General features: G+C 55.0%; 11 protein-coding genes. 7 read left to right on the forward strand and 4 right to left on the reverse strand.

Translation table 11 applies throughout. The features are described from left to right. Nucleotides 1-127: 127 nt before the first annotated feature. The 4 genes from WD071_RS01360 to WD071_RS01375 are packed head-to-tail and all read right to left on the reverse strand — an operon-like array spanning nucleotide 128 to nucleotide 3,717. Nucleotides 128-943 (reverse strand): YciK family oxidoreductase, encoded by an 816-nt coding sequence (locus WD071_RS01360; protein ID WP_368046492.1) that lies wholly within the window; start codon nucleotides 941-943, stop codon nucleotides 128-130. 16 nt (nucleotides 944-959) lie between these two features. Continuing rightward, nucleotides 960-1,652: an HAD-IA family hydrolase gene (locus WD071_RS01365; protein WP_368046493.1), complete on the reverse strand. Its 693-nt coding sequence runs from the start codon at nucleotides 1,650-1,652 to the stop codon at nucleotides 960-962. Further along, nucleotides 1,649-2,365 (reverse strand): bifunctional 2-polyprenyl-6-hydroxyphenol methylase/3-demethylubiquinol 3-O-methyltransferase UbiG, encoded by a 717-nt coding sequence (gene ubiG / locus WD071_RS01370; protein ID WP_368046494.1) that lies wholly within the window; start codon nucleotides 2,363-2,365, stop codon nucleotides 1,649-1,651. The genes WD071_RS01365 and ubiG overlap by 4 nt, the downstream gene beginning before the upstream one ends. Further along, the gene (locus tag WD071_RS01375) at nucleotides 2,362-3,717 is read right to left on the reverse strand and encodes a TRZ/ATZ family hydrolase (RefSeq protein ID WP_368046495.1); all 1,356 of its coding nucleotides are present in this window, start codon (nucleotides 3,715-3,717) and stop codon (nucleotides 2,362-2,364) included. Before WD071_RS01375 ends, ubiG begins: the two co-directional genes overlap by 4 nt. 229 nt (nucleotides 3,718-3,946) lie before the next feature. Between WD071_RS01375 and gyrA the strand changes: the two genes are divergently transcribed. From gyrA to WD071_RS01410, 7 genes are all read left to right on the forward strand, one after another. Next, a complete protein-coding gene (gene gyrA / locus WD071_RS01380; RefSeq protein ID WP_368046496.1) occupies nucleotides 3,947-6,556 on the forward strand; it encodes a DNA gyrase subunit A in 2,610 nt (869 codons plus the stop codon). Beyond that, on the forward strand, nucleotides 6,549-7,415 hold the full coding sequence (gene pheA / locus WD071_RS01385) for a prephenate dehydratase (protein ID WP_368046498.1): 867 nt from the start codon (nucleotides 6,549-6,551) through the stop codon (nucleotides 7,413-7,415). Before gyrA ends, pheA begins: the two co-directional genes overlap by 8 nt. Before the next feature lie 3 nt (nucleotides 7,416-7,418). Next, nucleotides 7,419-9,308, forward strand: a complete 1,890-nt coding sequence (locus WD071_RS01390) for a prephenate dehydrogenase/arogenate dehydrogenase family protein (RefSeq protein ID WP_368046499.1) — start codon at nucleotides 7,419-7,421, stop codon at nucleotides 9,306-9,308. Then, nucleotides 9,301-9,996: a (d)CMP kinase gene (gene cmk, locus WD071_RS01395; RefSeq protein WP_368046500.1), complete on the forward strand. Its 696-nt coding sequence runs from the start codon at nucleotides 9,301-9,303 to the stop codon at nucleotides 9,994-9,996. The genes WD071_RS01390 and cmk overlap by 8 nt, the downstream gene beginning before the upstream one ends. 180 nt (nucleotides 9,997-10,176) lie before the next feature. Beyond that, nucleotides 10,177-11,853, forward strand: a complete 1,677-nt coding sequence (gene rpsA / locus WD071_RS01400; RefSeq protein WP_368046501.1) for a 30S ribosomal protein S1 — start codon at nucleotides 10,177-10,179, stop codon at nucleotides 11,851-11,853. 19 nt (nucleotides 11,854-11,872) lie between these two features. Continuing rightward, entirely contained in the window at nucleotides 11,873-12,163 is a 291-nt protein-coding gene (ihfB, locus tag WD071_RS01405; RefSeq protein ID WP_368046502.1) for an integration host factor subunit beta, read from the forward strand. A 122-nt stretch (nucleotides 12,164-12,285) separates the two neighbouring features. Then, nucleotides 12,286-12,576 carry a lipopolysaccharide assembly protein LapA domain-containing protein gene (locus tag WD071_RS01410; RefSeq protein WP_368046503.1) on the forward strand — a complete coding sequence of 97 codons (291 nt, stop codon included), beginning with the start codon at nucleotides 12,286-12,288 and terminating at the stop codon, nucleotides 12,574-12,576. Nucleotides 12,577-12,578: the final 2 nt, after the last annotated feature.

Here is a 12,578-nt window from a genome sequence, read left to right on the forward strand (position 1 = left end):
AGTTAAAACAATAAGATAGCCATTTAAAAAGAGGCAATATGGCAAGTTTTCACGGGCGCGGCAAGCCAGGGACATGCGTCAGCGGCAAGAATTTGCCGGTTTACTGACGCTTGCCGTATCCATGCTGTCAGTTTGCCGTCGCGTGGGTATCTGGCATCGCGGTCAGCAGGTTGCGGATATCCAGGGCCTGTCCGTGCAGTTGTCGACTCCCTGCCTGCATCAGATAAAGGTAGGCCGGCATCAGTGATTCAGCTGTCGGCAGAGACAGGGGGTTCTCGGCCGGGTAGGCGGCGCGTCGCATTTCCGTGCGGGTCGCACCGGGGTTGATGCTATTGACGCGGATATTTGCGGTCTCGGTCAGTTCGTCTGCAAGCACCTGCATGAAACCTTCGGTGGCGAATTTACTCACCGCATAGGCACCCCAGTAGGCGCGCCCCTTGCGGCCTACGCTGGATGAGGTGAGGAGGATGCGGGCATCTTGAGACTGCTGCATGGCAGGCAGCAGGGCCCGGGTCAACAGGAAAACCGCATTAATATTGATCTGCATGAGTTTCATCCAGCTCTCCGGTGTTTGATACTGAATGGGACCCAGAGCACCCAGTTCACTGGCGTTATGCAGCAGTCCGTCCAGTGACGGGAATTGTTCCGAAACAGATTTGCCCAGCACATCGTAGTCTTCGCTGTTAGCGATGGCCAGGTCCAGCGGGTGGATGATGGCTTCAGGCAAATTCTCCTGCGCGATGGTGTCATAAACCTTTTCCAGTTTTTGCTGGGTGCGACCCAGTAAAATGACGGTCGCACCACTGCGGGCATAGGTGAGTGCGGCTGCTTTGCCAATGCCGTCGCCAGCGCCGGTGACCATGATGGTTCGGCCTTGCAGACTGTCATTGACAGCAATCGTCAGTTCGCTGGCGTTGGTGGCCCGGGCGGGTTCAATTTTCATGTGATGATCCTTGCTTTCAGGTGGCGGTGAAGCGGGCGGACAGATACCGGTGCATGTCCACAACCGATTTTGAGATGTAGCATGCCCCCCAGTCGTCAATCGGAGGGGCTGATGGCAGGTAACCGTAAGCAGCTGTGATGGTGTGCATGCCAGCGGCGTTACCGGCCTCGATGTCACGCGGGTGATCACCGACATAAATGGCCAAATGTGGCTCACAGGCAAGGCGGTTGCAAGCCAGCAGCAGAGGCTCGGGATGGGGTTTGGTCTGACTCACGTGATCGGGGCAGATCAACACCGAACAGCGAGTGTCCAGGTTCAGTTTCTGCAGCAGTGGCACACTAAAGCGCTCCGGCTTGTTGGTGACCACACCCCATGGTATGTGCCTGTCTTCGAGCTCAGACAGAAGTTTGTTCATGCCCGGGAAAAGTACCGAGTGGGTATGCTGCAATTGAGCCATGTATGCGTTGAGTAACGCCTGGTGCAATGTGTCGAAGCCGTCGGCATCAGGCGCGAGTTGGAAGGCAAGCTCCACCAGCGCGCGTGCGCCACTCGACACCGTGGCCAGAATGGCCGAGTCACTGGGAGGGGCAACACCCTGGTCCGCGCACATTTGATGCAGGACAGCAGTGAAATCAGGTGCGGTGTCGACCAAGGTGCCATCAAGATCGAACAGCACGGCGCTGACCCGGGAGCCGGCAGGCACGCTCATGTCGGTTTCCGGTAGTGAACCAGATAGTTCACGTCTATGTTCTTTTGCAGGCTGTAGCGCTTGCTCAATGGGTTGTACCCCATGCCAATCAGTTCACCCTGTTGCAAACCGTATTGCCGGCACCAGGACGCCAACTCGGAGGGTTTGATGAATTTGGCGTAGTCATGGGTCCCCCTGGGCAGCAGGTTGAGGATGTATTCACCACCGACAATGGCAAACAGCCACGATTTGGGGTTGCGGTTGAGCGTGGAAAAGAAAATATGACCGCCGGGTCTGGCCAGTTTAACGCAGGCTTCCACAATGGCTTCGGGGTCCGGCACATGCTCCAGCATTTCCAGGCATGTGACGATATCGTATTGACCGGGCTCGCGCGCAGCCATGGCTTCGGCGGCGATGTTTTCGTAGCTTATGTCCAGCCCGCTTTCGAGTTTGTGCAAGCGGGCAACGGCCAGTGAGGCTTCGGCCAGATCAATGGCGGTCACAGTGGCGCCCTGATGCGCCAGCGCTTCACTGAGAATGCCACCGCCGCAGCCGATGTCGATACAACGCTGACCGGCGGGATTGATCTTACCGCTGATAAAGCCCATGCGCAGCGGGTTGATTTCATGCAACGGCCGAAACTCACTGTTTGGGTCCCACCAGCGTGCTGCCAGAGCCTCGAATTTGTGTATTTCCGCATCATCGCGGTTACTGTGTTGTTGCGGCGCACTCATGCCTTGTCTCCCTGAAACTCGGTTTGCTGTAAGCGTTGCTGCCATGCCAGTGTCTGCTCTTGCAGGTGGTTTTTGTTGATGGTGGTCAATTCGCCGTCATTCAGCAGCAAATTGCCGTTCACCCACAGGTGGCTCACCTGGCTGGCCTGGGTCGAGTACACCAGATGCGACACCGGGTTATAAATTGGCATGGCATTGAAGCTGTCCATACGCACAGCGGCAAAGTCGGCACGCTTGCCGGTTTCCAGCGTGCCGATCAATTTGTCCAGTCCCATCGCTTTGGCACCATTTATGGTAGCCATTTGCAGGGCTTTGTATGCCGGCAGCGCACTGGCGTCGCCGGCGCAGGCTTTGGCGAGGAGTGCGGCTGTGCGCATTTCGGAAAACATGTCCAGGTCATTGTTGCTGGCGGCGCCATCCGTTCCCAGCGCAACGTTTATGCCGTTTGTCTGCAGGTGATGCACAGGGCAGAAACCGCTGGCAAGCTTCAGGTTGGATTCCGGGCAGTGCACTACGTTGGTTGCTGTTTCACGCAGCAGCGCCATGTCCTCGTCATTGATCTGGGTGGCATGTACACACAGCATACGCGGGCCCAGCAGGCCCAGATCATAGAGTCTGCGTACAGGCCGCTGACCCTGGGTCCTTTCTGCCTCCTCAACCTCGAAGGCAGTTTCGTGCACGTGCATGTGAATCGGCAGGTCGAGCTCTTCGGCAAACGTCAGCACCTTGCTCAGGGATTCATCAGAGACAGTGTAGGGGGCATGGGGTCCAAATGCCGTGCTCACAAGCTCGCTGTTGCGCCAGATGTCATGCAGTTCGGTGGTTTTACGAATACATTCGTCGGCATCGGCAGCCCACGGTGTCGGGAAATCAATGACAGGTGCGGCCAGTTGTACACGAATACCTGCCTCACTGGCGGCCCTGGCGCTGGTTTCGGGAAAAAAGTACATATCCGCGAAACAGCTGGTGCCGCCACGTATCATCTCTGCGATGGCCAGTTGCGTCCCCTGATAAACAAACTCCTCACTGATCCACTTGCCTTCCAATGGCCAGATATGGTCATTGAGCCAGGTGTGCAGTGGCAGGTCGTCAGCAATGCCGCGCAGCAGAGACATGGCGGCATGGCCATGGGCATTGATCAGGCCGGGGATCAGGGCGTGTTGCTCGAGGCTGACCTCGCGTGCTGGCCGGAACCGGGTTTTTGCATCAACCGTTGCACACAGGCCGGCGATTGCGCCGTTGCGCACCGCAATGCTGTGATGCTCCAGGATTGCATGGTCATCGGTGGCCGGAATTATCCAGCGCGCGTGAATTATCAGGTCGACGTCAAGGCGGTTTTCGCTGAGGCTCATTGCGGCTCCGATTCAATATATAAGCAGAGATTATAACGAATAAAGCGGTAAAGCAGGAGCTTGATATCGGGCCGTATTTTAGTGTCCGGAAGCGGCTCAATTGTGGTAGTATTGATCAATTTTATCGATCGGCGATTGCTGTTAAATCGACGTGTGGGAACTACCTGAACGGACTGACCCGGGCGCTCTTGGATGAGTCGCCTGAAGTCTGCATAAGAGCCTGTAAAATATGACGGAATCTACAAACCAGATATCGCCGGTTTCTCTCGAAAGCGAGATGCGCGAATCCTATCTAGCCTACGCGATGAGCGTAATCGTCGGTCGGGCGCTGCCCGATGTGCGTGACGGGCTCAAGCCTGTGCATCGACGTGTGCTGTTCGCCATGAACGTGCTCTCCAATGACTGGAACAAGCCCTATAAAAAGTCTGCCCGCGTGGTTGGTGATGTGATCGGTAAGTACCACCCCCATGGTGATTCTGCTGTATACGACACCATTGTGCGTATGGCGCAGGATTTTTCCCTGCGTTATCCGTTGGTTGACGGTCAGGGTAACTTTGGTTCCATAGACGGTGACTCGGCTGCGGCCATGCGTTATACGGAAATCCGCATGGCTAAAATTGCCCATGATCTGATGGCCGATCTGGACAAGGAAACCGTCGATTTTTCCGACAACTACGATGGCACCGAACGCATACCGGATGTTTTCCCGACACAGATACCCAATCTGCTGGTGAATGGCTCGTCAGGCATTGCGGTGGGCATGGCAACGAATATTCCGCCCCACAACCTGACAGAGGTGGTGGATGCCTGTCTCGCGCTGATGGACAACGACGACATCAGCATTGATGAGCTGATGGAATATATCAAAGGCCCCGATTTTCCGACGGCGGCGATTATCAATGGCCGTGCCGGCATTGTGGAAGCCTACAAAACCGGTCGTGGCCGTATTTACATGCGCGCGCGCGCTGAAATTATTGAAGATGAGAAGTCCAACAAGCCGACTATCATCATCACGGAAATTCCGTATCAGCTGAACAAGGCGCGACTGGTCGAAAAGATTGCTGAACTGGTCAAGGAAAAGAAGATAGAAGGCATTACCGAACTGCGCGACGAATCTGACAAAGACGGTTTACGTGTCGTGATAGAGCTGCGCCGCGGCGAAGTGGGCGAGGTTGTGTTGAACAATCTGTATGCTCAGACTCAGATGCAGTCGGTCTTTGGTATCAATATGGTGGCCTTGGTCGATGGCCAGCCCAAACTGCTGAATCTGAAGGAGATTCTGAAGGCCTTTATCCGTCATCGCCGTGAGGTGGTGACGCGCCGGACCGTATATCTGCTGCGCAAGGCGCGTGAAAAAGGTCATATACTCGAGGGCCTGGCGGTTGCGCTGGCCAACATCGATGCCGTGATCCAGCTGATCAAGGAGTCACCCAGTTCGGCAGAAGCAAAAGAGAAGCTGTTGGCACGCTCCTGGGTGTCCACCAGTGTGCTGGCGATGCTGGGCGAAGCCGGTGCCGATTCCTGTCGGCCGGAAGAATTACCGGTCGAATTTGGTTTGAAGGGTGAGGAATATTATCTCTCGCCTGCGCAGGCCCAGGCGATTCTGGATCTGCGTCTGCACCGCCTGACCGGGCTTGAGCATGAGAAACTTATCAATGATTACAAAGAGTTATTGCAGCAAATTGCGGATTTTCTTGAAATTTTGGGCAGTGATGCCCGCCTGTTTGAAGTCATGCGTGAAGAACTGAATCTGGTGCGTAGCAACTACGGTGACAAGCGTCGTACCGAGATTGTCGGTTCCCAGCTCGACTTGAGCATGGAAGATCTGATTACTGAAGAAGACCGGGTGGTCACGATTTCCCGCAGCGGTTACGCCAAGTCACAGCCATTGACCGACTATCACGCCCAGCGCCGTGGTGGTATGGGTAAGGCAGCAGCGGCAGTGAAGGATGAGGACGTGGTCGAACACCTGTTGATCGCCAGCAGTCACGATACGCTGTTGTGCTTCAGCAGTGCCGGTAAGGTCTACTGGTTGCGCGTGTTCAATATACCTCTGGCCAGCCGGACTTCTCGCGGACGCCCGTTGGTGAATATCCTGCCATTGGAAGAGGGCGAGCGAATCACCAGCATGCTGCCGATACGTGAATACACCGAAGGCTATTTCATCTTTATGGCGACAGCGCTGGGCACGGTGAAGAAAACCTCACTGACCAGTTTCTCCCGCCCGCGCAGCGTTGGTTTGCGGGCCATTGAGCTGGACGAGGGTGATCGTCTGGTTGGCACGGCGCTGACTGATGGTGAGCGTGACATCATGTTATTCGGCAGTGGCGGTAAAGTCCTTCGTTTCAACGAAGCCGGCGTCCGGACCATGGGCAGAACAGCCCGTGGGGTGCGCGGCATCCGTCTGGCCCCGGGTCAGGAAATGATTGCCCTGATTCTGCCTGAGGAAGGTCATCAGGTGTTGACGGTCAGTGAAAACGGTTACGGCAAGCGCACGGATGTTGCAGAATTCCCGGTGTACGGCCGCGGCGGCCAGGGCGTCATAGGCATGCAGACCAGCGAGCGCAATGGCGCACTGGTCGGCGCTGTTCAGGTAGCCGATGGTGGTCAGATAATGCTGATTTCCAATAAAGGCACATTGGTACGTATCCGTGTTGACGAAGTGTCTGTGCTGAGCCGCAATACTCAGGGTGTGCGCCTGATCAAACTGAAAAAAGACGAATTGCTGGTCGGTGTGGAACCAGTAGCCGACGCCGATGAGGCATTGCTTGACGATATCGTTGATGGCGATGTCATTGACGGTGAACAGCAGCCAGCGGACGAGGCCGGGGATGAGTGATACGCCTGAGCGTGTCGCATTTCTGGGGCCGCCGGGCACTTTTTCGCATGCGGCGGTAGACCGGTTTTTTGGTCCGGGCAATAACCCTGAGCGGCTGAGTGTGGCCAATATCGACGATGTCTTCCTGGAGGTTGAGGCCGCTAACGCCCGCTACGGGGTGGTACCAGTGGAAAACTCCACGGAGGGCGCGGTCAACAGCACACAGGATTGCCTGATCGATACCTCACTGACCACCGTCGGGGAAATTTATCTGCCAATTGAGCACAATCTGCTGCTGAAAGATCCGGCCAGCCTGCCTCACATCCGGCGCATCGTGTCGCACAAGCAATCACTCGGGCAGTGTCGTATCTGGTTGCGCGCGCATTACCCGGAGATTGAGTTGCATGAGGTGAGCAGCAATGCGGAGGCGGCACGGCTGGCAGCGGAAGACCCGACGACAGCAGCCATTGCCGGTGAGGTTGCGGCAGACTATTTTGACCTGAAAGTGGTTTTTCCCCGCATTCAGGACCGTAAAAACAACACCACGCGATTTCTGGTCCTGGCGCGGGACCATGCTGCGCTGGTGACCGGTCGTCAGGGACCGGCCATGGCAACGGGCCATGACAAGACCTCGATCCTGGTTTATGCCGAAAACAAGCCGGGCGCTTTGTTCCGTGTATTGGAACCGTTTGATACCTGTCAGGTAAGTCTGACTCGAATTGAGACCCGGCCAGCCCGGGATGACATGTGGTCTTACGTATTTTTTATCGATTTTGAAGGCCATATCGAAGACGATGTCGTTAAAAATGTATTCCGCCAGCTTGCCGGACGCGCCGTTAAAATCAAAAACCTTGGCTCGTATCCAAGAGCACGGGGCTGAGCCATGAGTTTGCTCAGGGACAAAACCGTTTTGATTGTCGGTTTAGGGCTGATTGGCGGTTCGATCGCCCGGGGCCTGGCGGCAAACAAGGCATGTCATCGTATTCTTGCGGTTGGCCGGGACGAAACCGCGCTGCAGACAGCAATGCTGGACGGAAGTATCCATGCTTATGCAACTGATCTGGCGACCGTGGCACCTGAAGCCGATCTGATCATGATTACTGTACCAACATTGTCGGTGCGCCTGATTCTTGAACAGCTCAACGGGCTGCTGGGCGATCATGTGATCATTACCGATGCCGCCAGCGTCAAAGGCAATGTGATTGCCGACGCACGTCGAATCCTTGGCCCGGGTGTTCGCCGCTTTGTCCCCGGGCATCCCATAGCCGGTTCCGAAAAAAGCGGCTATCAGGCGTCACGCCCCGGACTCTTCGACAAACGCAAGGTGATACTGACGCCCTTGCCCGACAACGATACGCTGGCCGTGCGCACCGTGATGGAATTGTGGCAGAGCCTGGGTGCTGACATCCACGCCATGAGTGTGGAGCGTCATGACCGGGTCCTCGCCGGCACCAGCCATTTGCCTCATCTGCTGGCCTTTACGCTGGTTAACACACTGGTCGACGCTGTCAGTGAACCGGACCGGGTACAGCAGGTGTTTGACTATGCGGCCGGTGGCTTTGCTGACTTCAGTCGCATCGCCTCCAGTGATCCGGTGATGTGGCGGGATATCTTTCTCGCCAATACGCAGGCAACGGTTGATATTCTCGATGCCTACGTTGGATCACTCCAGCAGATGCGCTCCGCTTTGCTGCGCGCGGATGGCGCCGAACTTGGCCGGGAGTTTGCCCGGGCAAAGCTGGTTCGCGACAATTTTTTCCAACGTTTTCAGCAGTCTGACGGTTCTGCCTGGGATCGCAGCTGGCAAGCGGATGACGCCGTGCTTCTGGTCGGAAGGCCCGGGCTTTCTGTGCAGGGTGAGTTTCGTGTGCCAGCGTCGGCGAGCACTGCCAGGCAATATCTGGATGATGCCGTCAGTCGTGCTGCGGTATCGTTGCTGCGCGGGGTGCCCGAGGATTGCGCGACCATGGCCTATGTGCAGAGTTTGCGCAATGCTGGTGTGCCCGTTGTTGGCCCCGAGCTGGACCTGATGACAGTTTATGGCAGTGACGCCGGGGACTCTCCTGCGCGCAGGGAGACGGGCGGGGAAGTTGTGCCTGATACGGTGGCATTGCCAACTTGCACGGAACTGCCGGCCAATGACTTTGTTGTGTTGGCTCTGGCATTGGCGGCCACGACCGTTCCGGAATCAAGGCTGGTATTGACAGGCGTGTATGCCGGCATCGAGGGTAATGAGCACCCACTGCTTGCCCTGCAGGAAATGGGGGCGGATTTGCAGTTCACCGGCGACGGATTGCTCAGCGTCATTGTCAGTACTTCGGCCTTGCATGGTTGCGAACTTGATTTTTGTGTTGCCGGGACGTCGCCTGACGTTGGTTCGCTAGACACAGATAATGGAACGGACGCCGTGAATGAACAGATTCTGGCCTACATAGCGGCCGGTTTGCTGGCAGATGGCGAAACCCGATTGCGCGTAGACAAACTTTACGACAATGTCCGAATTCTTGAGGCATGTCAGGCATGGCAAGCGCTGGGCGCAGATATTACACTGGATGACAAAATCATAAGGGTGCGTCGCTCGACACTGGCACCCGGTCCGCTGGCGTGTCGGGATGATCCTGAATTCACGCTTGTCTCCATCGTGCTGGCGCAACGTGCGTCAGGCCACATTGAATTGCCCGGAGCAGGCGCTTTTGTTGCGAAATATCCGGGTTTTGTTGATCGCTTGCAAGCATTGGGCTTCGGTCTGACGTATGAGGCCAAAGATGACTGAAACCCCGGCAAATAATGCGCCAGTACTGGCAATAGACGGCCCGGGCGGGGCGGGCAAAGGTACCGTCAGCCGCCTGCTGGCGGCCTCACTTGGCTGGCACTATCTCGACAGTGGAGCGTTGTACCGGATATTGGCGCTGGCTGCCGGTCGCAAAGGCCTGCAACTGGATGATGAGACCGGAGTGGCTGCACTGGCGCAGGGACTTGATATCGGTTTTGGCACCGGTGCCGACGACAGCGTCTGGCTGGATGGGGAAGAGGTCAGCGCTCTCATTCGCAGCGAACAGGCCGGTGCCATGGCATCTGTGGTGGCGGCGCTGCCCGCCGCCAGGCAGGCGCTATTGCTGCGTCAGAGGGCTTTTCGGCAGGTGCCGGGGCTGGTTGCTGACGGTCGTGACATGGGGACTGTGGTGTTTGCTGATGCAGTGCAAAAGGTGTTTTTAACAGCCTCTGCACAGGAGCGCGCAGATCGACGATATAAGCAGTTGATTGCAAAGGGTATTGATGTTAATATCGGCGACCTTTTATCGGATATCAATGCCCGCGATGAACGGGACAGCAGCAGAGCTGTGGCGCCACTGCGCCCTGCAGCAGATGCCGCTGTTATCGATACGACCGGGATAAGCATCTCCCGGGTGGTCAGTCAGATACTGGAACTGCTAACCGATAAAAATGTTAATACGCAGTAAGAAACTGAGCAAGTAAGATTTTAAAGCAACATGAAGTACCCGGCCTGATGATGGAGCCAGCATTGTCCATCAGCGGGCTTTTTGTCATTGGCCCGTACATGCTGGTGTGCGGTTGAACTGAAGCTGCAGAATGTGCCTCGCGGCACTTTCGAACAGCTAATTTAATTTACAGGATTAAACATGAGTGAAAGTTTCGCTGAATTATTTGAACAAAGCCTGATCGATGTAGATATGACACCTGGTGCTATCGTCAACGGCACCGTAATCGACATCGATTCAGACTGGGTTACCGTCCACGCTGGACTCAAGTCTGAGGGCGTCATTCCCAAAAGCCAGTTCCTGGATGAGAATGGTAGTTTTTCTCTGTCCATTGGTGACATAGTTAAAGTTGCACTGGAAGCCGTTGAAGATGGTTTCGGTGAAACCCGATTGTCCAGAGAGAAAGCCAAGCGCGCTGAATCATGGATGGAGCTGGAAGCGGCTTTCGAAAAGAACGAAGTGGTCAAAGGTATCATCAACGGCAAGGTCAAAGGCGGTTTCACTGTCGACCTCAACAACATTCGTGCTTTCCTGCCAGGCTCTCTGGTCGACATTCGTCCGATTCGCGATACCACGCACCTGGAAGGTCAGCTGCTTGAGTTCAAACTGATCAAGCTGGACCAGAAACGCAACAACGTTGTTGTTTCCCGTCGTGCAGTGCTGGAAGCGGTGAGCTCGGAAGAGCGCGATGAGCTGCTGGCCAGTCTGCAGGAAGGTCTTGTTATCAAGGGTGTGGTCAAGAACCTCACAGATTACGGCGCATTTGTTGATCTGGGTGGCGTTGACGGTCTGTTGCACATTACGGACATGTCCTGGAAGCGTATCAAGCACCCAAGCGAAATCGTGAATGTCGGCGACGAAATTAAAGTCAAGGTATTGAAATACGATCGCGAACGTAACCGCGTTTCACTCGGTCTGAAGCAACTTGGCGAAGATCCATGGGTTGATATCAAAGCCCGTTACCCGGAAGAGACCAGGGTCAAGGCGCGTGTCACCAACCTGACTGATTATGGTTGTTTTGCCGAGCTGGAAGAGGGTGTTGAAGGTCTGGTTCACGTGTCTGAAATGGACTGGACCAACAAGAATGTTCATCCGTCAAAAATCGTTCAGCTGGGTGACGAAGTCGAAGTGATGATCCTGGATATCGATGAAGAACGTCGTCGTATTTCCCTGGGCATCAAACAGTGCTTCCAGAACCCCTGGGATCGTTTTGCCGAACAGTTCAAGAAAGGCGACAAGATCTCCGGCAGCATCAAGTCAATCACCGACTTCGGTATCTTTATCGGTCTGGATGGTAACATTGATGGTCTGGTTCACCTGTCCGACATCTCCTGGGATGAATCCGGTGAAGATGCGGTTCGTGCCTATAAGAAAGGCGACGAAATCGAAACCGTTATTCTGTCTGTGGATCCGGAGCGCGAGCGTATTTCCCTCGGCATCAAGCAGCTGTCAGAAGATCCGTTTGCCAACTACGTCGGCGAATTTGAGAAAGGCAGCATAGTTAAAGCGACTATCACTGGCGTTGAAGCCAAATCTGCAACCGTGGATCTGGGCAATGGCGTTGAAGGCTTGCTGCGTGCATCTGAAATCAGCCGCGACAAGGTAGAAGACGCTCGCAATGTGCTGAAGGAAGGCGATCAGATCGACGTTAAAGTGGTCAGTGTGGATCGCAAGAACCGGGTTCTTGGCGTGTCTGTCAAAGCCATCGAGATGGATGACGAGAAGGCTGCAATCCAGGATCACAAAAACCAGGATGCTCCGACCGCCGGTCCGACAACCATTGGTGATCTGATCAAAGCTCAAATGGAAAAGAAATAATCTACTCAAGGAACCTGTCATGACAAAGTCTGAGCTTATCGAACGCATTTCAGCCAAACAGACGCAATTATCAGCAAAAGATTGCGAGTTTGCCGTTAAAGCGGTCATTGAGTATATGTCTGAGGCTTTGTCAGAAGGCGGCCGGATTGAAATTCGCGGATTTGGCAGTTTTTCCCTGCACTACCGTGTACCTCGCATCGGGCGTAACCCGAAGACAGGTACACCGGTGGCGCTCAGTGGAAAACATGTGCCGCACTTCAAGCCCGGAAAAGAACTGAGGGACCGTGTCAACAGTACGCTGGATCATTAACCATCAAGACACGGCATGATTCGGTGTATTGTCAGCACTGATATAAAACGGCGCATTCGAAAGAATGGCGCCGTTTTTATTTGCAAAAAGGAAAAAAGAGCATCGACTGGGGGTAATTCGTTGTGCAACGATTTAAACGGTGGTTGATATTTCTATTGCTGTTACTTATTTTTATTCTCAGCGTTGGGTTTTCCATGTGGAATACCGCGCCGGTACCGCTCTCGTTCGGTATCCATGAGTTTTCACCCCGACCACTGTCCCTGTGGCTTATCGTTGCTTTCTGCTCAGGAGGGCTGGCCGGATTGAGCATTGGTGCCGGCCTGATCCGTGACGCACGTCTGCGATTGCGAATCAGGGCGCTGGAAAAAGAACTTAAAAAAAGACCTGAATTCAAACCCAGCGAAATAGACTAAGC

This window comes from Pseudohongiella sp., assembly GCF_040877505.1.
Taxonomy (GTDB): Bacteria; Pseudomonadota; Gammaproteobacteria; order Pseudomonadales; family Pseudohongiellaceae; genus Pseudohongiella.